The sequence below is a fragment of the Glycomyces sambucus genome (assembly GCF_900102815.1).
Lineage (GTDB): Bacteria > Actinomycetota > Actinomycetes > Mycobacteriales > Micromonosporaceae > Glycomyces > Glycomyces sambucus.
On the sequence record NZ_FNGF01000002.1, the window covers coordinates 912974 to 938198 of the forward strand.

Genomic DNA, 25225 nt, shown 5'->3' on the forward strand with positions numbered 1-25225 from the left:
CGGTGCCGAGTCGGCCCCCGGCCCGCAAGGCCCCGGTTCCGCGGGCGGGCGGCGGGCGCCGCCCGCGGGACCGTCGCCGCCGGGCCCGCCGCCCCCTCGGACATACTTGCAGGATGTCCCGCACCGACGATGTCGTCAACGGCATCAAGCGCATGATCCTCGACGGCGAGCTGACCCCGGGCGAGCGCCTGCCGGTCGAGAAGGACCTCGCCGCGATGCTCGGGGTCTCCCGCGGCTCCCTGCGCGAAGGGGTGCGGGCGCTGTCGGTGCTCGGCGTCCTCCACACCCGGCGCGGGGACGGCACCTACGTCACGCCGCTCGACCTCTCGCTCCTCCTGGCCCCGGTGGGGTTCGTGGTGGAGCTCCAGGTCGAGGGGCAGACCCGGCAGGTCCACACCGTGCGGCGCCTACTGGAGTGCGAGGCCGCCCGCCTCGCGGCCCAGAGCATCACCGACGAGGCGCTGGACGAGGCGGAGGCACTCCTGGACGAGGCCAGGTCCATCCTCGACAGCGAGCCCGAGCGGCACGAGCGCATCATCGAGATCGACATCGCCTTCCACCGGATCATCGCGACCCACTCCGACAACCAGGTGCTGGCCGGCATGATCGAGGCGCTCGCCAGCCGCACCGCGCGGGAGCGGCTGTGGCGCAGCCTCCGCGAGGAGGGGGCCGACCGGCGCACCCACGAGGAGCACCTCGCCATCCTGCGGGCGCTGCGGGCCCGCGACCCCGAGGCGGCGAAGGTCCGCATGGCCAACCACCTACTCGGCGTCGAGGAGTCATTGGCCCTCGCCGGTGCGGCGCCGGTGCCCCTGGATGCGGACGCCGACCCGGACGACGCCGACGACTGACGCGAGCACCGGCCGAATTGATTGGATCTACGCTGACCAGTGTCTTGGTCGGCGTTCCGTTTCATGCACTATAAGTACCTTTTACGCTACGACTTCATCGTCATCAGACCCCGCATACTCGATCCATGGCAAGAAACATCTGACTTTTCGGCGCAGCGCTCTTGCACGGCACCTCCGGTGCGGCTAGCTTGTACTTCGGTCCGAGTCCAGCGATCGGCACCCCCGTCGCGCCGCGCCGCACCACCATCGAGGAGTCCAGTGATGAACGCCGCCAACGAGATCGAGTGGAGCAGCCCCGGTCTGCACCTGCGGTTCGCGTACGAGGACGACAGCCCGGTCAAGCTCGTCGCCCTCTCGACCGGGCCCGGCGCCCCTTCTATCGCGCTGCCCTTCCAGATCGTCGAACTCACCACCGGCGCGCGCCAGCGCGAGCACAACACCCAGATCTACCGCTACACGGTCGCGGGCGTGCGCCTGCGCCACGTCGACCACGAGGCCGACGGGGACGTGCTGCGGATCCGCCAGCGCGACGCGTCGATCGGGGTCGAGGTCGTCAGCCGGTTCCGCGCGGCCGGCGGGGGCCTCCAGATCACGCAGACGGTCCACAATGCCTCCACTGAGGACATCGTGCTCACGTCGGTCACCTCGGCGCTCGTGGCGCTCAAGGGGACCGTGTACGACCTGCTGTGGGGCCAGAGCGAATGGCTCGGCGAGGGCCGCTGGAAGCAGCACCCGCTCGGCGACGTCCTGCCGGACCTCAACCTGGACCTGCACCGCCAGGACGGGCGGGGCCGGTTCAAGGTCACCAGCCACGGTTCCTGGTCCAGCGGCGACGTGCTGCCCACCGGGGTCCTCGCGGGCGCCGAAGGGCCCTCGGCCGCTTGGCAGGTCGAGACGAGCGCGGGCTGGCACTGGGAGCTGTCGCGTCTGCGCGAGGGCGTGGTGATCGGCATTCTGGGTCCGACGGACATCGAGCACCGGTTCGCCGAGCGGCTGGCGCCGGGCGGGGAGTTCACGTCGGTGCCCGCGGGCCTGGCGATCGCGGACGGGGGCCGGGACGCGGCGTTCGCGGCGCTGTCGGACTACCGGCGGGCGATCCGGGTGCGCCGTCCCGTGGACGACCGGCTGCCGGTCGTCTACAACGACTACATGAACACGCTCATGGGCGACCCGTCGACGGAGAAGCTGCTGCCGCTCATCGCGTCGGCGGCCGAGGCGGGTGCCGAGTACTTCTGCATCGACGCGGGCTGGTTCGCCGGGCCGCGGGGCTGGTGGCACAGCGCCGGGGAGTGGCGCGAGGCGCCCGGCCGGTTCACCGGCGGGCTCGCCGCGGTGGCCGACGCGATCCGGGACGCGGGGATGCGGCCGGGACTGTGGCTCGAACCCGAAGGCGTGGGCGTGGACTCGCCGGTGGTCGACCGGCTTCCCGACGAGGCGTTCTTCCAGCGCTTCGGGGCGCGCGTGGTGGAGGGGAACCACTACCAGCTCGACCTGCGCCACCCGGCGGCCCGCGCGCACCTGGACGAGACCGTCGACCGGCTCGTGGACGAGTTCGGGGTGGGGTTCTTCAAGCTGGACTACAACGTGAACATCGGCGCGGGGACCGAGGTCGGGGTCGAGGGCGCGGGCGCGGGGCTGCTGGGGCACACCCGGGCGCTGCGCGACTGGCTCCTGGGCGTGCACGAGCGGCACCCGGGCCTGCTCATCGAGAGCTGCTCGTCGGGCGGCATGCGGATGGACTACAACCTCCTGTCGGTGGCGCACCTCCAGTCCACGAGCGACCAGCAGGACTTCCGGCTGTACCCGCCGGTCGCGGCGGCGGCGCCCGCGAGCGTCCTGCCGGAGCAGGCGGGGAACTGGGCGTACCCGGCGGCGGACATGTCGCTTGAGGAGACGGCGTTCGCGATGACCGCGGGCGTCATGGGACGGATGTACCTCTCGGGGTTCCTCAACGAGCTCGACCAGGCGCAGTCCTCGCTCGTCGCGGAAGCCGTTGCGCTGCATCGGGACCGGCGGGAGGCCATCGCCGGGTCGCATCCGGTGTGGCCGCTGGGCCTGCCCGGGTGGGAGGACGAGGTGCTGGCGCTGATGCTCGACGCCGGTCCGCGGTCCCTGCTGGCGGTGTGGTCGCGCGGGGAGGCCGCGGAGGTCGCCCTCCCCGGCCTGGAGGGCCGGCGCCTGCAGCAGGTGTACCCCGCGGCGCTGCCGGAGTGGAAGGTCCGCGGCGGGAGCGGCGCGCCGGTCGTCGAGGTCCCGGCGGGGCTGAGCGCCCGGATCTTCGCGGTCTGAGACTGCACGGTTGAGGCCGGTTGCGCCGCAGCGCACCCGGCCTCAACCGTCCGGTCTCAGTGGACGCGGATCTCCTTGATCTCCATGGGCGCCTCGGGGAAGGAGACGCGGACGGCGAGTGCCGTGCGCGGCTCGAACTCGATGCGCACCGATGACTCGTCGCCGGGGCCGGCCTTGTGGATCGGGGCGAACGTGCGCCCGTCGGCCGCGGATTCGAGCACCCATGCGCGCGTGGGCGTCTCGGCGAAGTCGATCTCGATCCGGTTGATCTCGTATGGGTATTCGAGACTGGGGGCGATCCACTCGCCGGGCCCGGTCCCCGCCGCGCGCCAGGTCGCGGTCCCCGGTTCGGTGGCGTTGCCGCCCGGGTGCCCGGGCGCGGTGCTGCTGGTCGCCACCGGGCGGTAGGCCGCCAGCGACATCCAGCCCTTGCCGGGCGGCGGCTCGGTCAGGTACGGCGCGGGCGGCGCGAGCCGCGGTTCGCGGCGCGGCCGGTCCTCCCCCGTCGCGGTGAGCACGAGTTCGACCGGGTCCAGGCCCTCGGCCTCGGCGCGGACGCGCACCGGACCGGGCACATAGGAGCGCACCTCGATCGCGCCGGCGCCGTCCCAGACGCTGTTGGTCTCGGGCGACAGGGTGATGGCGCGGCCGGAGGGGAACAGGCCCCCGCCCTCGACCACGGTGAGGGTGATCGCGCGGTCGTCGGCGACGCGGGCGCCGTGCTCGTCGAACATCTCGGCCTCGATGCGGGCGTCGGCGGTGCCGTCGGTCGGGATCGTCGGCGTGTCGGTGCGCAGCCGCAGCTCCGCGGCCGTCCCGGGCACCGGGAACTCGGGCGGCGCGATGCCGCGGAGCAGTTCGCGGTACCAGTAGTAGGCGCGCTTGGGGCGGCGGAAGTAGTCGGCCAGGCCCTGGAGGCCGGCGCCGGGCGCCACGGTCTTGTAGTGGAAGGCGCACCAGAAGATCTTCCCCGAGCGCCAGGGGTGGTCGGTCCCGACGCCGTGCTCCCATTCCACTTCGTACTCGCCGGGCCCGTTGCCCATGACGCCGTGGTACTCGGTGACGACGCTGGGGATGCCGGGGTCGAGGTAGAGCTCGGCGCCGTCGCCGTTGTACCCGGCGATGTCGCCGAGGTAGTCGAAGCCCTTGCGCTGCACGCCGCCCACGGCCGCGGGCCGGGTCGGGTCGAGCCGCTTGGAGAGGGCCACGAGTTCGACGGTGAGGGCCTTGGCCTTGGGGATGACGGCGTCGTCGGAGAAGAACGCCTCGTTGCCGATGCTCCAGGTGATGATGCTCGGGTGGTTGCGCTGGGTCCGGATCATCGCGCGGAGCGCGCGCCGCAGGCTCTCCTCGAACTCGGCCTCGTCGGCCTGATGGACGGGGTAGGCGCTGGCGAACCAGTACCCCTCGACGTTCTCGCCGCCGGTCCCCCAGAAGTGGAGCTCGGACCAGAACAGGAGGCCCTGCCGGTCGCACTCCTCGGCGAAGTAGGGGTGGTGGGGGTAGTGGGAGCCGCGGACGATGTTCATCCCGAGCTCCTTGACCATGGCGAGGTCGCGGCGGATCGAGGCGCGGGTGCCGGCGTCGCCCCAGCCGCCGCGGTTCTGATGGACGTTGGCGCCGTGGAGGTCGAAGTGCTCGCCGTTGAGGAAGAACCCGCGGTCGGCGGTGAACTCGAACCAGCGCACGCCGAAGGACGTCGACTGGGCGTCGCGCTGGGCCCCGTCGACGGCGACCGCGGCGGTGAGCTCGTACAGGTGCGGGTGGTCGGGGTGCCACAGCAGCGGGTCCGTCAGGGCCCCTTCGAGGTCGACCGTCTCGGTGGCCCCCGCCGGGACGGTGCGGTGGACGGGGCCGAGGTGCACGGCCGCGCCGTCCGGGCCGGTGGCGGTCGCGGTGACCACCGCCTCGACCGGTTCGGGGCCGTCGTTGACGACCTCGATCGCGGCGGCGACCGCGGCCGAGGCGTGGTCGACCCGCGGGGTGGTGACGCCGACGCCGTGCCAGGCGATGCGGACCCGGTCGGCGACGAGGAGGCTGACGTCGCGGTAGACGCCGCCGTTGAAGCTGTAGTCCCCCGCGCGCGGGGCCAGGCGGGCGTTCCAGAGGTTGTCGACCCTGATGAACACGTCGTTCGCACCGGCGTGGACGAGGTCGGAGACGTCGACGGTGAAGGGGGTGTACCCGCCTTCGTGGCGGCCGGCGAGGCGGCCGTTGACGAACACCTCGCAGGTCTGGAAGACGCCCAGGAACTCCAGGGCGATCCAGGAGCCGAGCCGGTCCCCGTCGATGTCGAGGGTGCGCCGGTAGCAGCCGAAGCCGGTGTAGATCCGGTGCTCGCGGAAGTCGGGCAGGCCGAACGAGTGCGGCAGGCCCACGTCGTACCAGTCGGGGTCCGGCGGCGCGGTCTCGGCGCCGGGGTGCTCGCCGTAGTCGAATCGCCAGTCGGCGTTGACGAGTCGTCGTTCGCGGATCATGCGGGGGCCTCTCGCTCGCGGGAGCGGGCCGCCTCCCCGGTTCGGAGGCGGCCCGCGGTTCGGGACGGGTGTTCGGTGCTAGTTGGCGTCGTCCAGCGCCGCTTGGTAGATCTCGACGTACCGGTCGGCGCCGAGGTCGGTGAGGTTCTGCTGGAACTCGGCCCAGTCCTCGTCGCTGGAGATGTCGCGGACGCCGGTGATGAACTCGGCGCTCGCCTGGGCGACGAAGTTCTCGATGTTGGTCTGGATCGTCGCGAGCTCGGTCGCGGTCTCCCCGGTGACGGCGAGCTCCCAGTAGGGGAACATCTCGGCGGACTCGTGGCCCTCGTACAGCTCGGTGGCCTCGAACAGGCGGCGCTCGTAGCCCGCGGCGGTGTAGATGTCGGTCGCGGTCACCTGGCTGTTGCGGAACTCCGCGTCGCTGAAGAACTGGGAGAGCGGGCCCCAGGAGTTCTGGAGGATCTCCTCGGTGGGCAGCGAGACGACCTTGAAGTTCGGCTCGAGCGTCTCGTCGAGCGCCACGTCGCCCTCGACGGGGCGCTCCCAGTTGACGCCCTCGAGGCCGTACTCGCCCTGGAGGTGGCCGTCGTAGGAGACCATGAAGTCGATGATCTGCATGAGCTTCTTCTGCTTGGCCTCGCTGGAGCGGTTGGTGATCACGAAGTTCGCGCCGGGCGTCGCGCCCGCGCCGCCGCCGCCGAAGAACGTGTCGTCGCCGCCGGGGCCGGCCAGCGGGGGCACCGCGTCGTACTCGGTGTAGCGCCCGTCCTCCTGGTCGGCGTTCACGAACCACGGGTGCTGCACGGTCACCGATCCGATGATGACGCCCTCGGCGCTGGTGCCCTTGGCGATGAGCGCCTCGCCGTTCTGCGTGAAGGTGCCCTCGTCGATGAGACCGTCCGCGTACAGGGAGGTGATGTAGGAGATGCCCTCGCGCCACTCGTCGCGGGTCGGCTGGAGCGTCACGTCGCCGTCGACCAGGCCGAGCGCGGCCGGGTTCTGGCCCTCGGCGTTGCCGTACATCTCAGCGGTGTACAGGAACGGGTTCATCAGGTACGCCAGGAAGGTGGCGCCGCCGGCCGCCGACAGCGGGATCTCGTCGGCCTCGCCGTTGCCGTTGGGGTCGTCGTTCTTGAACGCCTCCAGGACCGTCCGCAGCTCCTCGGTCGTGGTGGGCTGCTCCAGGCCGAGGTTGTCGAGCCAGGCGGAGTTCATCCACAGCTTCGAGGGGTAGGAGCAGTGGTAGCAGTCGTTCCAGGTGGGGATGCCCCAGATCGTCCCGTCAGGGGAGGTCGCGAGCTCCTTGAAGCCGGGCTCCTTCTCGAAGGCGGCCGCGAGGTTCGGCGTGTCCTCGCCGATGAGGTCGTCGAGGGGCACGATCACGCCCTGGCCGCCGAGCTTCACCAGCTCGTCGCTGCTGAACTGGTCGACCCACGGGATGAGCATGTACGCGTCGGGGTAGTCGCCGCTGGCGAGGGAGATCTGCCGCTTCTCGGCCGCCGCGTTCCCGTCCCAGGTGGTGGTCTCGAACTGGAGGTCGACGTCGAACTTCTCCTCGATCAGCTCCGTGAACGCGTTGTCGTTCAGGTCCTGGCCCTGGCCGGCGTCCTGCGGCGCGAAGATGGTGATCACGTCGTCCGGAGTGGTCTCCGGCTCCGAGGAGCAGGCGGCGAACATCGCGGAGGAGACGGCGAGCGCCGCTCCCGCCGCCGCCGCCCGGGTGAGTCTGCTGGTCATCGTTGACTGCCTTTCATGAGGAGTTCACTGGTGCGAAGGGTGAGGTCGGGTCGCACGCCGCTAGCCCTTGACCGAGCCGAGCATGACGCCCTTCGTGAAGTGCCGGGCCACGAACGGATAGACGAGCAGCACCGGCACGGTGGAGACCACGATGAGCGAGAACTTCATCAGGTCGGCCATCTGCTGGGCCGCGAGCTGGTCGGCGAGGTTCGTCCCGCCGGTGTTGTTGACGATCAGGAGGTCGCGCAGCACGAGTTGGAGGGGGTAGAGGTCCTCGCTGCGCAGGTAGATCAGGGCGCTGAAGTACGAGTTCCACTGCCCGATGCCGTACATGAGCGCGATGACCGCCAGGAGCGGCTTCGACAGCGGCAGCACGACCGACCACAGGAAGCGCAGGTCGGAGGTGCCGTCGAGCTGCGCGGCCTCGTAGAGCTCGCCGGGGATCGAGGTGCGGAAGAACGTCATCGCGATGAGGACCTGCCAGGCGGCGATCGCGCTGGGGAGGATGATCGCCCAGCGGGTGTCGAGCAGGCCGAGGGCGCGCACCACCATGTAGGTGGGGATGAGGCCGCCGCTGAAGAGCATCGTGAACAGGACGCCGCCGATGAGGACCTTCCGGCCCACGAGCTCGCTGCGCGAGAGCGGGTAGGCGATCATCACCGTCAGGGCGACGCTGACGAGCGTCCCGACCCCGGCGTAGAACAGCGAGTTGCCGAAGCCGGTGAGGATGGCCTTGTTGCTCAGCACCGCTTCGTACCCGACGAGCGAGAACTCCACGGGCCACAGGAGCACCCGGCCGCTCGACACCGCCGCGGGGCTGGAGAAGGAGCTGGCGACGATGTTGAGGAGCGGGACGAGGACGACGAGCAGGAAGGTGCACAGCAGGATGTAGACGCCGACCATGAAGACGCGGTCGACGCGGGTGTCCTGGACCTGGTTGCCGCGGCGGCGCCGGGGCCTGCGGGGCGGCGGGGTCTGCGGCGGGGCCTGCGGGGCCGCGGTCTCGATGGTCATTGCGTGCGCTCCCTTCACCACAGTCCGTTGCCGGTCACGCGCTTGGAGACGGTGTTGACGGCCAGGAGCAGGATGAGATTGATGACGGAGTTGAACAGCCCGACCGCGGTCGCGAGGCTGAAGTCGGCGTTGAGCAGGCCGATCTTGTACGTGTAGGTGGCGATGATCTCGGAGGTCGAGAGGTTGAGCGGGTTCTGGAGGAGGAACGCCTTCTCGAAGCCGATAGCCATGATCGAGCCGACGCTGAGGACCATCACGACGACGACCGTGGGCGCGATGCCCGGCAGGTCGACGTGCCAGATCTTGCGCAGGCGGCTCGCGCCGTCGAGGCGGGCGGCCTCGTACAGGCTCGGGTCGATGCCCGCGAGCGCGGCCATGTAGATGATCGCGGAGTACCCGGCGGTCTGCCAGACGTCGCTCCAGACGTAGACGCTCCTGAAGGCGTCGGGGTCGGCGAGGAGGTTCGAGCTCATCCCGAAGAAGCCGAGGAAGTCGGACATGAAGCCGATCCGGGGCGAGAAGATGAGGATGAGCATCGAGACGACGATGACGGTCGAGATGAAGTGCGGTGCGTAGGTGACCATCTGGACGGTGCGCTTGAAGAAGCGCGCCCGGACCTCGTTGAGGGCCAGCGCCAGGATGATCGGGATGGGGAACCCGGCGAGGAAGCCGTAGAGGCTCAGCACCAGGGTGTTGCGGATGAGGTCCCAGGCGACGGGGTTGGCGAAGAACCGCTCGAAGTGGTCGAATCCGGCCCAGGGGCTGCCCCAGATCCCCTCGACCACGCTGTAGTCCTTGAACGCGATCACGTTGTTGGCCATGGGGATGTACTGGAAGATCACGAAGTAGGCGACGGGGAGCACGAGCAGCAGGTAGAGCTGCCAGTGCCGGCGGACGCTCCGTCGGCGGGCCTTGCGGCGGAGGGCGGCGGTCCGCTGCGCTGACAGGGCGGTCACCGCACCGCTTCCTTCCGCCTGCGCGCCGCGCGGTGGGGCCGTGCCGCATCTCGGGGCCGTGCCACATGGTGGAACACCGGGTTCATGACACTCACGCTCGCTCCTTCGCGATCAGGCTTCGTGAATGTTCACGGTAAGTTGAGGCTCGCAAGTCCGTCAATACCGAAACACGGAAAACATCAGATCTTTAGGTTGAGATTTGATTGCGAACAGGATCATGAAATCCTTTTTATCATATTTTATGCGTTAGATTCTCAATCAATGTGGTCATTAGTCCCATCTTTACCCACTCCATCGATATTCGTCTATTTACAGACGGCGGCGCCGTGACTACCCTGAGGTCGACACTCCTCTTATTTTCGAGGAGATTTCCGAACGTTTCGAAGACGAGGTTTCCATGGAGACACCGATCCGGAGCCGAAGGCGGGCCGCACTCCTCGCGCTCGCCGTCATGTTCGCCGCGGCCGCGCTGAGCCCGGCCGCCGATCCGTCGCCCTCCCCGGTACAGGCCGACAACCCGATCGTCCAGACCATCTACACCGCCGACCCCGCCCCGCTGGTCCACAACGGACGCGTCTACATCTACACGGGCCACGACGAGGACGGCTCGACCTGGTTCACCATGAAGGAGTGGCGGGTCTGGTCCTCCGACGACATGGTCAACTGGACCGACCACGGCTCACCGCTCAACGTCGACACCTTCGCCTGGGCGAGGCAGGACGCCTGGGCCGGGCAGGCCGTCGAGCGCAACGGGAAGTTCTACTGGTACGTGCCCGTCGTCAACGACGCGACGGGCCGGATGGCGATCGGCGTGGCCGTCGCCGACAGCCCCACCGGGCCGTTCCGGGACGCGATCGGCCGCCCGCTGGTCGAGAACGGCGAGATCGACCCCACGGTCTTCATCGACACCGACGGCCAGGCGTACCTGTACTGGGGCAACCCGAACCTGTGGTACGTGAAGCTCAACGCGGACATGGTCTCCTACAGCGGCAGCGCCACCCGCATCCAGCTCACCACCCAGGGGTTCGGGACCCGGCCCGGCGGCACCGACCGGCCGACCCTCTACGAGGAGGGGCCGTGGGTCTACAAGCGCGGGTCCCTGTACTACATGGTGTTCGCCGCGCAGTGCTGCTCGGAGTTCATCGCCTACTCCACCGCACCCGGCCCCACCGGGCCGTGGACGTACCGGGGCACGATCATGCCGACCCAGGGCGGGAGCTTCACCAACCACGCGGGCGTGATCGACTTCGAGGGCTCGTCGTACTTCTTCTACCACAACGGCGCGCTGCCGGGCGGCGGCGGATTCACCAGGTCGGTGGCGGTGGAGCGGTTCGCCTACAACGGCGACGGGACGTTCCCGACGATCAACATGACCTCGGCGGGGGCGCCGCAGTCGGGTGCGCTCGACCCGTTCGTGCGCCAGGAGGCGGAGACGATCGCCTGGCAGTCGGGGGTGGAGACCGAGCGGGCCTCGGGCGGGGGCATGAACGTCGGCTGGATCGAGAACGGCGACTGGATCAAGGTCAAGGGCGTCGCCTTCGGCTCCGGCGCGTCCTCGTTCACCGCCCGGGTGGCCTCGGCGACCGCCGGCGGCTCGATCGAGCTGCGGCTCGGCGGCCCGAACGGGACGCGGGTGGGCACCTGCTCGGTCCCGGGCACCGGCGGCTGGCAGACCTGGACGAGCGTCACCTGCCCGGTCAGCGGCGCGACGGGGACGCAGGACCTGTACCTGCGGTTCACCGGCGGCTCCGGTTACCTGTTCAACGTGGACTGGTGGCGGTGGGCCGCATAGCGGTGCGGAGGGACGGGCCTCCCGGGAGGGAGGCCCGTCGGTTCACCGGACCGGGAGGTCCGTCAGGCGAAGGACCACTGCTGGGCGGACGAGCCGTTGCAGCTCGCCAGGACCACGAGGGTGCCGTTCGCGGTACCGCCGCCGGAGGTCGCCAGGCACAGGCCCGAGGCGACGCCGGTGACGGTGCCGTTCGCGTTGACGTTCCACTGCTGGTTCGCACCGGAGTGGCAGTCCCAGATGATCACGCGCGTGCCGGGAGCGGTGGCGGCGCCTTCGGCGTCGAGGCACTTGCCGCCGTAGACGGTGATCTGCCGGGAGGCGTTGCGGGTCCACTGCTGGTTCGCGCCGTCGTGGCAGTCCCAGAGCTGGGTCGTCGCGCCGTTCGCCTGGGACTGGGCCGAGACGTCGAGGCAGCGGTTCGCCCCGGTGTTGCGCACCGCGTCGGTCTCGGCCGGCGGGGTGGAGGAGTCGAACCGGGAGATGAACTGCCAGACCTCGTTCTTCACCCAGCTGCGGGCGCCGCTCTCGCAGCCGGTGCAGCCGTCGACGGGGCCCTGCTGGTGGCCGCCGTCGAACGCCGCCCACACCACCGGCTTCCCCTCGCGGCAGGAGTAGGCGGTGGTGATGTGCCGGCCGCTGCCGGAGGCGGGCTCCTGCGGGCTCAGGGAGGCGCAGCCGTTGTTGGCGACGAAGCGGTCGCGCATGGAGCGCGCCTGCTGCATGCTGTCGGTGACGCCCTGGATCCCCATGTACGCCACCGAACCCGTGCCGCCGCTGCATCCGCTGACCGGCCCGGGGACCGCGATGGCGATGACGGCGCGGAAGGTGTCGGGCCGGGCGCACGCCAGCGCGTAGCTGATCGCGCCGCCGTAGCTGAAGCCCAGGGAGAACCGCTGCGACTGGTCGACGCAGAGGTCGGACTCGATCCGCTGGATCATGGCGTCGAAGAAGGCGACGTCCTGGCCGTTGGTGTTGGGCCAGGCGTTGTTGAGGCCCTGCGGGGCCACGAAGATCGCCGAGCCGCCGGCGAGCGCGTCGAGTCCGTAGTGGGCGTAGACGGCGCCGTCGCTGCCGCCCGAGGCGACGTCGTTGGCGGTGCCGCCCCACCAGTGGTTGCCGAAGATGAGCTTGTAGGGCTTGTTCCGGTCGTAGCCGGAGGGGACCTTGAGGATGAAGCTGCGGTTCTGGCCGCTGCTCTGGATCGTGTGGGTGCCGCTGGAGAGGGTGGGGGCCTTGCCGCAGCCGGTGCTGGCGGCGGCGGTCACGTCGGCGGCGGGGGCCGCGGGGGTCTCGGCGGCCTGGGCCGTCGCGGCGCCGGTGAACGCCAGGACGGCCGCCGCCCCGAGGCAGGCGAGCGCGGATCTGAATCTCGACATCGGTGGGAACTCCTCGTGGTCGGGCTCGTGGGAGCCTGCGCGGTGGTCCGGCACCGCGGGAGGGGCCCGTTGCGGAGATGCGGCCGGGACGCCCGCTGGGATCGCTCCCAGACGAGGTCGGCGCTCCGGCCGCGCGATGCCTTGAATATAGATGTGAGTCTATATAGATTGGAGGTATGCGGTCAAGGGCCGACGGGTTTCCGATTATTCGCGGCGTATGTCCCCGCCACTCAGGTCGAAAGATCGGATCTGAGTGCGCTTCAGCGTGCCAGGCGGTCGGGGTCGCCGTGCTCGCCGCGGCGGACCAGCCACGCGTCGGTGATGTGGGCGGACATCGCGGCGGCGGCGCCCTCGGGGTCGCCGGCGGCGATGCGCTCGCAGACGGCCCGGTGGCCGCGGTTGGACGCCTCGCACAGGGACCGCTCGGTCCGTCCCATGTAGCTGGCGGTGTTGACGACCTGGCTCTCCAGCGAGCGGACGACGGCGCGGGCGATGCGGTTGCCGGAGGCGCGCATGACGGTGTCGTGGAAGGCCCGGTCCTGCTCGTGGTAGGACTCCGGGTCCCCGACCAGCTCGTCCATGCGGTCGACGAGCTCGCGCATCCGGTCCAGGTCGTCGGGACCGGCGGTGCGGGCGGCCACGAACGCCATGTCGGATTCGAGCAGGCGCCGGGTGACGACGAGGTCGTCGAGCACCCCCAGCGCCTCGTCGACCTCGATGGTCGCCGCGAGCACCAGCTCGTCGAGCATGTTCCACGAGGTGGAGGGCAGGACCGCGGTGCCCGATCCCTGCCGGATCTGCACCAGGCCCTTCTCCTGGAGGACCTTCACCGCCTCGCGGACCACGGTGCGGCTCACCGAGAACACGTCGCACAGCGCGTGCTCGGCCGGGAGCGCGGAGCCCGGGGGGTAGTCGCCGCGGACGATGCGCTGCACGAGTTCGGCGGTGACGGCCTTCGGCAGGCTGGTCGGCCGCCGCGCCCAGGCCGGGGTCCAGGGCTCGTCCGCGGACGGGCGCTGCGCTGTGGTCATCGGTCCTCCGTCCGCGGCCGCGGCGGACCGGCCGCGACTCGCGGATCAGTGTACGTGACTCCATTGACGTCAGACGTCATACGAGTTATGTTTACCGGCATCCTCACGAGCCGGCCCCCGGCACCCCCACGGAGAGTGATCTGCAATGAAGCGACGAGCACTGTGGTCGACCGCCCTCATCGCGCCGCTGGCGCTGTACGGCTGCGGCAGCGCCGCGGCACCGGAGTCCTCGGGCGAGGGCGGCGGCGCCCTCGTGGTGTGGGACTGGAAGTCCGGCGACGCCACGGCCGAGTCCTACATCGAGCAGGCGAAGGCCGACTTCGCCGAGCGGCACCCGGACGTCGAGGTCGAGTTCGTAGCCCAGCCGTTCGACCAGTACTACAACCTGCTGGGCACCGCGATCCAGTCCGGCGAGGGCCCCGACGTGATGCTCTTCAACGGCGGCGGCCAGCTGCGCGACCGCACCGACGCCCTGCTCCCCCTCGAGGACTACCTCGCCGAGGACATGGAGCGCCTGGCCGGGTGGGAGGCGTTCTCCGACGGCGGCCACGTCTACGCCGCCCCGGTCACGCTCCAGGGCCACCCGCTCTACTACAACAAGGCGCTGTACGAGGAGGCCGGGCTCGACCCCGAGGCCCCCGCCGCCACGTGGGAGGCGTTCCTCGCCGACTGCGCGCAGCTCGAGGAGGCCACCGGCGCCGACTGCTTCGCCATGGGCAACAAGGAGGGCTACGGCATCCAGTTCTTCCTGTCGGGCCTGGGCCCGGGCGTGCTCACTTCCGCGGAGTACGACGCCTGGATCGCCGGGGACCGCGACTGGACCTCCCCCGGCGTGAAGCGGATCTTCGAGCTGTGGGTCGAGGCGGAGCAGGCCGGGCTCAACAACGACGGCGTCAACTCCACCGCCATGTTCAACGACGAGTTCGCGCTCTTCGACGGCGGCGAGGCCGCCCACGTCATCGGCCTCATGTCCGATGTGGGGCACTGGAAGGAGTTCGGCGAGTTTCTCGACCCCGCGGACGTCGGCGTCATGCCGGCCCCGCTGGTGAACCCCGACGCGGTGCCGTTCCTGCCCTACGACGGCGGCATCGGCTACGGCGTCGCGGAGTGGACCGAGGACCCCGAGCTCGCGGCCGACCTCGTCCGCTCGCTCACCTCCACCGCGGCGCTGGAGGCGTTCTACGCCGACGCGGGCGCCATCGCCTCCGACACCACCATCGACGCCTCGGGCGCCGGACCGGCCGCGGCCGCCATCGTGGCCGCGATCCCCACCGGGAGGCCCGCACTGCACGTCGCGCTGTCGGCCGAGACCCTCGAACTCATGGGGCGCCTGTCCCAGCAGCTCCTCAGCGGCTCGGCCACCGTGGACGACGCGCTCGCCCAGCTCGCCGAGAGCGACGGGGCGGCATAGGCATGCCGACCGGAAGCCCGCCGATCCCGGCCGGTCCCGCCACCGCGGGGCCGGCCGGGGACCTCGCACCGGCGGCGGCGCGCCGGGCGGCGCGGGGGCCTCGGCGCGGGTCGAACGAGCGATTCCCCCGCGCCGAACGCCTCGCCCCCTACCTCCTCGTGCTCCCCGCGGTCCTCGTCATCGCCGTGTTCCGGCTGTACCCGCTGGCGCTCGGCGTCAACTTCTCGTTCACCGGCGACGGCGACCGCAACGGGCAGCCGGTGGGCTGGGACAACTACACCGCGCTGTTCGCGGACCCGCTGTTCACCGCCTCCATGCGGAACGTGGGCCTGCTGGTGCTGCTCCTGCCGGTGGCCGTGGCGATCCCGGGCCTCCTGGCGACCTTCGTCTACCTGCGCGTGCCCGGGCACCGGGTGTACCGGAGCGTGTACTTCTTCCCCGCGGTCCTGTCGCCGGTCATCATCGGCGCGATCTTCAACCTGCTGCTGTCCTTCGACGGCCCGGTGAACGCCCTGCTCGGCGCGGTCGGGATCGGGCCGGTCGACTGGCTCGGGGACCCCGGCATCGCCATGTTCGCGGTCGTCGGCGTCCACATCTGGGCGACGTTCGGGATGGCGCTCGTGGTGTTCCTCGCCGGGTTCGCCACCCTGGACGCCTCGCTCATCGACGCGGCCCGCGTCGACGGGGCCTCGCTACCGAAGGTGGTGCGGCACGTGATCGTCCCCGGGCTCTCGCGCACGATCCAGTTCGTGGTCGTCACCACCATGATCGGCATGCTCACCTCCATGTTCGGCCTGCTGTACGTCATGACCGGCGGCGGCCCGGAGGGCTCGACCTACCTGCCGGAGTACTACATCTGGTTCCAGCAGGGGCAGATGGGCCGCCCGGCCCTCGCCTCCGCCGCGTCCACAGTGCTCTTCGGCGTGATGCTCGTCGTCGGCATGGCGCAGATCGCGGTCCTGCGCCGGGCCGGGAGGGAGGACTGATGGCACCGCTCCGCGCTGGCCGCTGGATCGCGGCGGTCCCCATGGCCGCCTTGGCGATCGCGACCGTGTACCCGCTGCTGTTCACCGCCAACGTCGCCATGAAGACCCGGCACGAGTACGTGCTCGACCGCTTCGCCCCGGCCGAGGGCCTGCGCTGGGACGCGTTCGCCTCCGCGTGGGCCGGCGCCGACATGGACCGCTACCTCGCCAACTCGCTCATCGTCGTCGCCGGCGCCGTCGCACTCCTGCTGCTGCTCGGGTCGATGGCCGGGTTCGCCCTGAGCCAGTTGCGGTTCCGCGGGTCGCGGCTGCTGTTCCTCGCCTGCCTCTCGGCGCTGTTCATCCCGTTCCAGGTCATCATGGTCCCGCTCGCCCGCACCATGGGCCAGCTCGGCCTCGTCGACACCTACCCCGGGCTGATCCTCGCCTACACCGCGCAGTTCCTGCCGTTCACGGTCTTCCTGATGACCAGCTACTACAGCGGCATCCCGTCCGAGATCACCGACGCCGCCCGCATCGACGGGAACTCGGTGTACGGGGTCTACGGCCGGATCATGCTGCCGCTCGGGCGCCCGGCGCTCCTGTCGGTGGGCATCCTCAACGCCCTGTTCTGCTGGAACGACGTGCTCATCGCACTGCTCATGATGCCCTCGGCCGAGCACCGCACCCTCATGGTCGGCGTGACCGCGCTCCGGGGCCAGTACTCGGCCGACATCCCCACGTTCGCCGGGGGCGTGCTCATCGCCGCCGTCCCGGTCCTCGTCCTCTACCTGTGCTTCCAGCGCCAGATCACGGCCGGCGTCACCGCCGGGTCGACGAAGGGATGACATGCGGATCACCGGGTACCGCACGCTGACGACGGTCCAGGAGTGGGCGCGCCCTGTCGGAGACGCCAACGGCGTCTTCGCCGACGGGGCCACCCCGGTCCCGGTCGTCCTGGTGGACACCGACGAAGGCGTCACCGGTGTGGGCCTGGGGTCGCACCACGGGATCGCGGGCGTCTTCCCCGCGATCGAGGGCGAGGACCCGCGGGGCGTGGCCGCCCTGTACGACCGGATGCTCCGGCACGTCTTCAAGGCCGGCCACGGCGGCGCCGTGTTCGCCACGGTCGGCGCGCTCGACACGGCCCTGTGGGACATCAAGGCGCAGTTGGCGGACGAGCCGCTGTGGCGGTTCCTCGGCGGTCGCGACCGGGTCGTGCCCGCGTACGCGTCCGGACTCGACATCGGCCTCGGCGACGACGACCTCGCCGCGACCTACGGCGTCTACGCCGAGCGCGGGCTGCGGTCGGCGAAGCTCAAGGGGGGCCTCGACGTCGAGGCCGACCGGCGGCGCCTGGAGCTGGTGCGCGACGTGCTCGCCGGAGCGGGCGCCGCCCGGCCCGGCCTCATGCTCGACGCGAACGAGACCTGGTCGCGCAAGCAGGCGGTCCGCCACGTGCGCGAACTCGAACGCACCGTCGACCTCGCCTGGATCGAGGAGCCCGTGCGGCGCTGGGACGCCGAGGGCATGGCCGTCGTCCAGCGGGGCGTGCGCGCCGCGGTGGCGACCGGGGAGAACCTCACGGGACTGGAGCAGTACCGCCCGCTGCTGCGGGCGGGCGCGGTCGACGTCGTCCAGACCGCCGCGGTCGGCGGGATCACCCACTTCCTGCGGGTCGCCGCGCTCGCGCACGCCCACGACCTGCCGGTGAGCCCGATCGGCAACGTCCCGGTCGGCCTCCTGCACGCCGCGACCGCAGTGCCCAACCACCTCGTCAGCGAACTCCAGGACCTGTGGCCGCCCGTCGGCGTCACCGCCGACCTCGACATCGAGGACGGCGCGTTCGTCCTCGGCGACTCCCCCGGACTGGGCCTGACGGTCGCCGAGGGAACCGTCGCCGCGCTCGGCCTCCGGCCGGGTCCGGCCGACCCGGCCGGACCCGGCGTCCGGCCCGAACGCGCCGGCCTGCGCCTGCTCGCCGGCCCCGAGACCTTCCGATCCCCCGCTCCCCCGCCGCCGGCGGCCACCGAGGCACCGCCGGCCGGCCCGGGAGCGGCCGCCACCGACGACCGACCACGAACGGAGCCTCGCCGAACCTAGAAAGGACAACGACATGCGGCACGCACCCCCCGCGCGCCTCCGCGCGCCCGCCCTCGCGGCGGCCCTCCTCCTCGCGGTCGCCGGGGCCCTCGCGGGCCCGGGCGCCTCCCCGGCACACGCCCAGACCGCGCACGAGATCCACGTGTCCCCCAGCGGGAACGACGGCGACCCCGGCACCGCCGGCCAGCCGCTGCGGACTCTGACGAAGGCGCAGGAGCTGGCCCGGCAGGCCGCCGCCGCGGGCGACGGCGACGTCACCGTCACCCTCGCGGGCGGCACCTACCGGCTCACCGCCCCGCTGCGCTTCACCGCCGCCGACTCGGGCCGCAACGGGCACACCGTGACCTGGCGGGCCGCCGACGGCGCCGCACCGGTCGTCACCGGCGCCCAGGCCGTCACCGGCTGGGTCCTCGACGACGCCGCCACCGGCGTCTACCGGGCCGACGTCGGCACCGGCTTCGACACCCGGCAGCTCTACGTGGACGGCGTCCAGGCGCAGCGGGCGCGCACCGGCATCGCGGCCTCGGACATGACACTCAACTCCGGCGGGTTCACGCTCGACAACGGGAACTTCGACTACCTCGCGTCGCTGCCGGGCCAGCAGCGCATCGAACTCCAGGCGCTGCTGTCGTTCACCAACCGGTTCGCGCCGGTCCAGAGCATCAGCGGGCGCACCGTGACCATGCAGCAGCCGTCCTGGAACAACAGCACCTACGGGTACGACGCGATCCAGAACCCGTTCCGCACCCCGCAGTTCTTCCTGCTCAACTCCAAGCGCTTCCTCGACCAGGCCGGGGAGTGGTACCTCGACACCGCCGCCGGGCGCCTCTACTACAAGCCCCTCGCGGGCCAGAGCATGGCCACCGCGAAGGTGGAGCTGCCGCGCCTGGAGACCCTGGTCGAGATCGGGGGCACCTACGACCAGCCGGTGCGCGCCCTCGCCTTCGCCGGGCTCGTGTTCACCGGCACCTCGTGGCTCGACCCGGGGTCGAACAACGGGTACGCGAACCAGCAGACCGGCACGTTCATCACCGGCGTCCAGGCGAACCGGCCCTCGGACGCGTTCACCTCCTGCCGGTCCGGGTGCCGCGGCTTCGAGGCCGCGCGCAACTCCTGGGCGCAGACCCCCGCCGCCGTGCAGGTCTCGGCCGCCGACGGGATCACGTTCGCGGACAACACCTTCCGCAACCTCGGCTCGGTCGGGCTGGGCATCGGGAACGACGCCAACGCGCACAGTACCGGCGTGGGACTGGGCGCGAGGAACATCCTGGTCACCGGCAACGAGTTCACCGCCAGCGCCGGCGGCGGCATCGTCGTCGGCGGGGTCCGGCCCGACGCGCACCACCCGTCGGACTCCCGGATGCTCAACAGCGACATCGAGATCAGCGACAACAGCGTGCACGACACCGCGCTGGAGTACCTCGACCACGCCGCGATCCTCGGCACGTACGCCACGCGGCTCCACATCGATCACAACTACGTCTCCGACATGCCCTACAGCGGCATCAACGTCGGGTTCGGCTGGGGCGCCAACGACCCGGGAGGGAGCCCGGAGTACCTCAGCCGCGGACTGTACGACTTCCAGCCGGTGTACCAGACCGCGACGACCTCGCAGAGCGTCCGCGTCACCGGCAACCACGTGCGCAACGTGGTGGAGACGCTGTTCGACGCCGGGTGCATCTACTCGCTGTCGGCCCACCCCAGCAGCACGATCAGCGGCAACTACTGCGAGAACAGCGGACAGCTCGGCATGTACTTCGACGAGGGCTCGCGGTACTTCGCGCTCACGGGCAACGTCTTCCGCAACACGTACGGGCAGTGGGCGCACGCCAACAACCAGAACAGCAACCTGACCGGGAACCTGGTGGTGACCGGGAACTACACCACCAACTCGGCCATCACCGGGCTCGTGAACGGCCAGCGCGGCAACACCGTCAGCGGCAACACCACGTTCAGCGCGAGCGCGATCCCGGCCGGAGCGGCCGCGGTCATCGCGGACGCGGGCCCGCGCGACGGAGGCGGCGGCCCGGCCGCGGGCGCGCTGCGGTCGGTGAGCGCGAACCGGTGCCTGGACGTGCCGGGCCAGTCGACGCAGAACGGGACGCAGGTCCAGATCTGGGACTGCTGGACCGGCGCGAACCAGCAGTGGACGTTCACGGCCGCAGGCGAACTCACCGTGTACGCCGACGGGAGCCGACGCTGCCTGGACGCCTCGGGCGGCGGGACGGCGAACGGGACGCTCGCGATCATCTGGACGTGCCACGGCGGCGCGAACCAGCGGTGGAACCGGGGCGCCGACGGCACGATCGCCAATGCGGCCTCGGGGCTGTGCCTCGACGTCTCCGGCGCCGCGACCGCGAACGGCACCAAGGTGCACCTGTGGACGTGCACGGGCGGGACGAACCAGCGGTGGACGCTGTCCTGACGGGCTCCTGAGCGGAACGGCGCGGCCGGCGGGCCGCGCCGTTCCTGTCTCGGGCTCAGGCGTGCCGGGCCGCGAAGGCCGCGGAGAGTTCGACCAGGCGCTCGCGGGCGGGCACGGTCTCGAAGCCGTGGCCGACGCCGGCGAAGAGGTGGAGGTCGAGCCGGTCGGCGTACGCGTCGCGGTAGCGGTCGAGGACGCCGTTCTCGAGGACGAAGTCGTCGGCGCCGACGGCGAGGAGCACCGGCCCGGTGTACGCGGCGGCGTCGGCAAACGGGTCGATGCGCGCGGCGTCGTCGACGAACGGCCGGCGGATGGGCAGGCCGCCGAAGTCGTCGTAGCCGTGCTCGGCGATCGCCGCCGCGCGGCGCTTCGCGCCCTCCTCGGTCATCGCGACGGCGAGCGCGGCCGGGGCCCACAGGACGAGCGACCGGACCGGCCGGTGCGGGGCGGCCAGTGAGGCGGTGAGTCCGCCGAGGCTCATGCCGAGCAGGGAGAGCCGGTCGGCGTCGACCGCCGGGTGGGCGCCGACCGCGTCGAGGACGGCGACCGTCTGGGCGACCTGGTCGGACACGGTGAGGTCGTCGAACTCGCCGTCCGAGTCGCCGCAGCCGGCGAAGTCGAACCGGAAGGCGGCGATCCCCTGTGCGGCGAGCGCCGCGGCGGCGCGGACGAACGTGTACCCGAACTCGGCGCGGTTGCCGCCGAACCCGTGGCAGAGCACGACCGCCGGGACCGGCGCGTCCTTGTCGGAGGGCAGGTGCAGCGCGCCGCGGAGGGTGCGGCCGCGGTGTGCGATGTCGAGGAGTTCCACGGCATCAGGGTCGCACAGGGCGGGACTCGGGGCGCCGGGTGCGGGGCGCCGTTCCGAAGGGTGGCGGCCGGGCGCTGGACAGGCGGCCGCGGCTGTGCCATGATCCTCGCTAAGCAAGCGCTTAGTAACCTGGAGGCGGCCGCGTGCCGCCGCGACCCGCCCGCGAAGGAGTGCACATGGGACGATTCGAAGGGCGCGTCGTGGCGATCACCGGCGCGGCCCGCGGGATCGGGCGGTCCTCGGCCGCGCGGTTCGCCGCCGAGGGCGCCTCGGTCGCTCTCATCGACCTCGACGCCCCGGCCGCGGCCGAAGCGGCCGCGGGCCTGCCGCTCGTCAAGGGCGCCAAGGCGATCGGCATCGGCGCGGACGTCACCTCCGCGTCCGACGCCGAGCGGGCCGTCGCCCGCGCCGCCGACGAGCTCGGCGGCCTCCACGTCCTCATGAACAACGCCGGCATCACCCGCGACAACCTCCTGTTCAAGATGTCCGAGGACGACTGGGACCAGGTCATCGGGGTGCACCTCAAGGGCGCGTTCCTGATGTCGCGCGCCGCGCAGTCCCGCTTCGTGGCCCAGCGGTACGGCAAGATCGTGAACCTCTCCAGCATCTCGGCCCTGGGCAACCGCGGCCAGGCGAACTACGCGGCCGCGAAGATGGGCGTCCAGGGATTCACCCGCACGCTCGCGATCGAGCTGGGGCCCTTCGGGGTCAACGTCAACGCCATCGCGCCGGGCTTCGTGGCGACCGAGATGACGGACGCGACCGCGGCGCGCCTGGGGCTGAGCGCCGAGGAGTTCCAGCGGCGCACCGCCCAGGCCACCCTGGTCGGGCGCATCGGCAGGCCCGAGGACATCGCCGCCGCCGCGACGTTCCTCGCCGGCGACGAGTCCTCGTACATCACCGGCCAGACGCTGTACGTCGACGGCGGCCAGACGGTCGCGTGAGGCAGGGGAACCGTGCGAGGCATGATGCAGGACCGTCCACTGGAGATCGGCGCGCTCATGCGCCGGGCGCAGCGGATGTTCGCGGGCAAGGCCGTGGTGACCGGGACGGTCGGCGGCGAGACGGCGGCGACCTGGGGCGGGGTCGTCGCCCGCGCCTGGCGGCTGTCGGCCGCGCTCGGCCTGCTCGGCGTCCCGCCCGGGGCACGGGTCGGCACCTTCGCGTGGAACACGCAGCGGCACTTGGAGCTCTACCTCGCCGTCCCCGCCGGCGGGCGGGTGCTGCACACCGTCAACCACCGGCTGCACGGCGACGACGTGGCCCACATCCTCCACGACGCCGCCGACGACGTGGTCTTCGTCGACCGCTCGCTGCTGCCCGCCGTGTGGGACCTGGTGGCGGCGGCCGCGAGCGTGCGGCGGGTGGTCGTCATGGACGACGGCGCCGCGTGCCCGGTCCCGGACGACCCGCGCGTCCTCGACTACGAGGAGCTGCTCGGCACGGTCCCCGCCGACCACGAGCCGCCCCGGTCGCCGGCCGTCGCCGAGGACGACGCCGCCGGGCTCTGCTACACCTCCGGCACCACGGGCAGGCCCAAGGGGGTCCTCTACAGCCACCGGTCCGTCGTCCTGCACGCGCTCACCCTGCTCGGCGCCGACGCCCTCGCGGTCAGCGAGCGGGACACGGTGATGCCCGTCGTCCCGATGTTCCACGTCAACGCCTGGGGCCTGCCCTACGCCGCACTGGCCGCGGGCGCGGCGCTCGTGCTCCCCGGACCCGCGATGGCCCCGGAGGCGCTGGCGGACCGGCTCGCACGCCACCGCGTGACCCTCACCGCCGGGGTCCCCGCGATCTGGCGGGGGCTCCTGCCGCACCTGCCCTCGCACGACCTGTCCGCACTGCGGACGGTCGTCAGCGGCGGCAGTGCCCTGCCCGACTCCCTCTCGCGCGCATGGGAGGCGGCGGTCGGCATCCCGATCACCGGTTCGTGGGGCATGACCGAGTGCAGCCCGCTGGTCGCCGCGGGGCGCGTCGCCTCGGACCTGGACGCCCTCGACGGCGACGGGCGCCGCGCGGTGGTCGGCCTCCCCGGCCCCACGGTGCCGCTGGTGGACGTCCGGATCGTCGACGACGCGGGGCGGCCGGTGCCGCACGACGGGGTCGCCTCGGGCGAGCTCCAGGTGGCGGGCCCGACGATCGCCGCCGGGTACTTCGGCGCGGACCCGGGCGCGTCCTCGTTCACCGCGGACGGGTGGCTGCGCACCGGCGACGTGGCCTCGCTCGACGCGCACGGGTACCTGAGGATCGTGGACCGGACCAAGGACATGATCAAGTCGGGCGGGGAGTGGATCTCCTCGGTCGCCTTGGAGCAGGCGCTGACGGACCATCCGCTGGTGCGGGAGGCCGCGGTCGTCGGCGTGGAGGACGAGCGCTGGGGCGAGCGCCCCCGCGCGTACCTCGTCCTCGAGCCGGGCGCGGCGGTCGGCGAGGACGAGCTGCGCCGCCACCTGCTGCGGCAGGTCGCGGCGTGGTGGATCCCGGACCGGTTCACCGTGGTGGACGCCGTTCCGAGGACCGCGACCGGGAAGACCGCCAAGGCGGTGCTGCGCTCGCTCGCCCGGGGCGGGCCCGGCGCCGGCACGGGCCTGTAGCGTCACGTCGTACCGAACGCACCGGACCCGCAGGGAGGGAGACGACCGTGCCCCAGGCTCCACCGCCGCCCCGCGCCGCGCCGCTGTCGGCCGCCGAGCTCGCGGCGGCGGACCTGCCCGGCGCCGAGTCCTATGCGGAGGTCCCCAGGCGGCTGCTGCTGTCCGCGGTGCGCGCCTTCGCCGCGAACGGCTTCCACGGCACGACGACGCGCGACATCGCCTCCGGCGCGGGCCTGAGCCCCGCCGCGCTGTACGTGCACTTCCCGTCGAAGGAGCTGGCGCTGTTCGCGATCGTGCGGCTGGGGCACCGGCGCGCCCGCGACGTCCTCACCGGCCCCGAGCCCTCGCCCGACCCGGCCGCGCGACTGCGGGAGCTGGTATCGCGGTACACGGAGTTCCACGCCCGCCACCACGTGGTCGCCCGCGTGTGCCAGTACGAGCTGGGCGCGCTGGACGAGGAGCACTACACCGAGGTGCTGGGCATCCGGCACGAGACGAACGAGGTGTTCCGCCTCGCGGTCGCCGCGGGCGTGGAGGCGGGCCGGTTCGACGCCGGCGTCGACGTCCACCGCACCTCCCGGGCGCTGATCTCGCTGGCGGTCGACCTCGCCCGCTGGTACCGCCCCGGCGGCGCCGACAGCCCCGAGGAGCTGGGCCGGTTCAACGCCGACCTGGCGGAGCGGCTCGTCGCGCCGAAGGGCGGCTAAGGGAGTTCGGTCGCGCTGTCGCGCAGTGCGGTCAGCGTCCGGCGCACCTCGGGCGTGTCGGGCAGGGTCGCGAGCAGCACCTGCCGCACCGGGCTCGGGTGCGCGTACTCGGCGGTGAGCCCGCGGACCCACGCCATGCCCGCGTGGAGCTCGGCCATCGCGTCGGTCGCGCCCTCGCTGCGCGCCCAGCCGCCCAGGGCCGAGCGGTGCATCGCGTCGATGAGCGCGGCCAGGCCCATGGCCTGGAACCCCGGCGCGTCCGGTGCCAGGCGGCCCCGCAGGAACGCCGAGGTCATCGCCACGTACCGCTCGTGCTCGACGATCTCGCGGTTGCGCAGCTCGGGGACGCGGCGGGTGAGCCGGTACCGGCGGAAGACCAGCTGCGGGTGCCGGAGGAAATCGCGCAGCGACGCCTCGGTGCCGCCGATGACGGCCTCCACCGGGTCCTCGTCGGGCCCGGCGGCGTTCAGGTGGGCCTCCAGGCGCCGCAGCCGCGCCGAGTGGTCGGGGAACGGCAGCTCGTCCTTGCCGCCGAAGTACCGGAAGACGGTGCGGCGCGAGACCTCTGAAGCCTCGGCGACCGCCTCGACGGTGACCGTCTCGTAGCCCTCCTCCAGGAACAGGGCCATCGCGGTCTCGGCGATGCGGTACTTGGTGTCCTTGGACTCCCGGGCCTGTTCGGACAC

19 protein-coding genes are annotated in these 25225 nt (G+C 71.8%); 11 read left to right on the forward strand and 8 right to left on the reverse strand.

The window, feature by feature from the left end; genetic code table 11:
* The first annotated feature begins 113 nt into the window (after nt 1–113).
* Nucleotides 114–851 (forward strand): FadR/GntR family transcriptional regulator, encoded by a 738-nt coding sequence (locus BLS99_RS09435; RefSeq protein ID WP_091047421.1) that lies wholly within the window; start codon nt 114–116, stop codon nt 849–851.
* 261 nt (nt 852–1112) lie between these two features.
* Nucleotides 1113–3140 (forward strand): glycoside hydrolase family 36 protein, encoded by a 2028-nt coding sequence (locus tag BLS99_RS09440; protein ID WP_091047423.1) that lies wholly within the window; start codon nt 1113–1115, stop codon nt 3138–3140.
* A gap of 56 nt (nt 3141–3196) precedes the next feature.
* On the opposite strand, the gene BLS99_RS09445 is transcribed toward BLS99_RS09440, so the two are convergent.
* The 4 genes from BLS99_RS09445 to BLS99_RS09460 all read right to left on the reverse strand — a co-directional run bounded on the left by BLS99_RS09445 (nt 3197) and on the right by BLS99_RS09460 (nt 9324).
* Complete coding sequence (locus BLS99_RS09445; RefSeq protein WP_091047426.1) at nt 3197–5617, reverse strand: glycoside hydrolase family 2 protein; 2421 nt, start codon at nt 5615–5617, stop codon at nt 3197–3199.
* A gap of 78 nt (nt 5618–5695) precedes the next feature.
* A complete protein-coding gene (locus tag BLS99_RS09450; RefSeq protein WP_091047431.1) occupies nt 5696–7354 on the reverse strand; it encodes a type 2 periplasmic-binding domain-containing protein in 1659 nt (552 codons plus the stop codon).
* A gap of 60 nt (nt 7355–7414) precedes the next feature.
* Nucleotides 7415–8368, reverse strand: coding sequence for a carbohydrate ABC transporter permease (locus BLS99_RS09455; RefSeq protein WP_091047435.1), 954 nt, complete (start codon nt 8366–8368; stop codon nt 7415–7417).
* 14 nt (nt 8369–8382) lie between these two features.
* Nucleotides 8383–9324, reverse strand: a complete 942-nt coding sequence (locus BLS99_RS09460) for an ABC transporter permease (protein WP_218126372.1) — start codon at nt 9322–9324, stop codon at nt 8383–8385.
* A gap of 451 nt (nt 9325–9775) precedes the next feature.
* Between BLS99_RS09460 and BLS99_RS09465 the strand changes: the two genes are divergently transcribed.
* The gene (locus tag BLS99_RS09465) at nt 9776–11116 is read left to right on the forward strand and encodes a family 43 glycosylhydrolase (protein WP_091047894.1); all 1341 of its coding nucleotides are present in this window, start codon (nt 9776–9778) and stop codon (nt 11114–11116) included.
* 62 nt (nt 11117–11178) lie between these two features.
* Here the strand turns inward: BLS99_RS09465 and BLS99_RS09470 are convergent, their stop codons facing one another.
* Nucleotides 11179–12492 carry a ricin-type beta-trefoil lectin domain protein gene (locus BLS99_RS09470; RefSeq protein ID WP_091047440.1) on the reverse strand — a complete coding sequence of 438 codons (1314 nt, stop codon included), beginning with the start codon at nt 12490–12492 and terminating at the stop codon, nt 11179–11181.
* Nucleotides 12493–12752: 260 nt separating this feature from the next.
* The gene (locus BLS99_RS09475) at nt 12753–13523 is read right to left on the reverse strand and encodes a FadR/GntR family transcriptional regulator (RefSeq protein ID WP_091047442.1); all 771 of its coding nucleotides are present in this window, start codon (nt 13521–13523) and stop codon (nt 12753–12755) included.
* 145 nt (nt 13524–13668) lie between these two features.
* Between BLS99_RS09475 and BLS99_RS09480 the strand changes: the two genes are divergently transcribed.
* From BLS99_RS09480 to BLS99_RS09500, 5 genes are read left to right on the forward strand one after another with little or no spacing between them, the layout of a single operon-like run.
* The gene (locus tag BLS99_RS09480) at nt 13669–14934 is read left to right on the forward strand and encodes an ABC transporter substrate-binding protein (RefSeq protein ID WP_091047446.1); all 1266 of its coding nucleotides are present in this window, start codon (nt 13669–13671) and stop codon (nt 14932–14934) included.
* 2 nt (nt 14935–14936) lie between these two features.
* Nucleotides 14937–15920: a carbohydrate ABC transporter permease gene (locus BLS99_RS09485; protein ID WP_091047449.1), complete on the forward strand. Its 984-nt coding sequence runs from the start codon at nt 14937–14939 to the stop codon at nt 15918–15920.
* On the forward strand, nt 15920–16747 hold the full coding sequence (locus BLS99_RS09490) for a carbohydrate ABC transporter permease (RefSeq protein WP_091047452.1): 828 nt from the start codon (nt 15920–15922) through the stop codon (nt 16745–16747). The genes BLS99_RS09485 and BLS99_RS09490 overlap by 1 nt, the downstream gene beginning before the upstream one ends.
* A 1-nt stretch (nt 16748) precedes the next feature.
* Nucleotides 16749–18002: a mandelate racemase/muconate lactonizing enzyme family protein gene (locus tag BLS99_RS09495; protein WP_091047456.1), complete on the forward strand. Its 1254-nt coding sequence runs from the start codon at nt 16749–16751 to the stop codon at nt 18000–18002.
* A gap of 13 nt (nt 18003–18015) precedes the next feature.
* A complete protein-coding gene (locus tag BLS99_RS09500; RefSeq protein WP_091047459.1) occupies nt 18016–20427 on the forward strand; it encodes an RICIN domain-containing protein in 2412 nt (803 codons plus the stop codon).
* A 55-nt stretch (nt 20428–20482) separates the two neighbouring features.
* On the opposite strand, the gene BLS99_RS09505 is transcribed toward BLS99_RS09500, so the two are convergent.
* A complete protein-coding gene (locus tag BLS99_RS09505; RefSeq protein WP_176953272.1) occupies nt 20483–21238 on the reverse strand; it encodes an alpha/beta hydrolase in 756 nt (251 codons plus the stop codon).
* 176 nt (nt 21239–21414) lie between these two features.
* Here BLS99_RS09505 and BLS99_RS09510 point away from each other — a divergent pair, with 176 nt between their 5' ends.
* The 3 genes from BLS99_RS09510 to BLS99_RS09520 are packed head-to-tail and all read left to right on the forward strand — an operon-like array spanning nt 21415 to nt 24539.
* Nucleotides 21415–22182 carry an SDR family NAD(P)-dependent oxidoreductase gene (locus BLS99_RS09510; RefSeq protein ID WP_091047465.1) on the forward strand — a complete coding sequence of 256 codons (768 nt, stop codon included), beginning with the start codon at nt 21415–21417 and terminating at the stop codon, nt 22180–22182.
* A 12-nt stretch (nt 22183–22194) separates the two neighbouring features.
* Nucleotides 22195–23832: a long-chain-fatty-acid--CoA ligase gene (locus BLS99_RS09515; RefSeq protein ID WP_091047468.1), complete on the forward strand. Its 1638-nt coding sequence runs from the start codon at nt 22195–22197 to the stop codon at nt 23830–23832.
* Between the two features lie 47 nt (nt 23833–23879).
* Complete coding sequence (locus tag BLS99_RS09520) at nt 23880–24539, forward strand: TetR/AcrR family transcriptional regulator (protein WP_218126374.1); 660 nt, start codon at nt 23880–23882, stop codon at nt 24537–24539.
* Here the strand turns inward: BLS99_RS09520 and BLS99_RS09525 are convergent.
* A complete protein-coding gene (locus BLS99_RS09525) occupies nt 24536–25225 on the reverse strand; it encodes a TetR family transcriptional regulator (RefSeq protein ID WP_091047472.1) in 690 nt (229 codons plus the stop codon). The two genes, BLS99_RS09520 and BLS99_RS09525, sit on opposite strands and share 4 nt — an antisense overlap.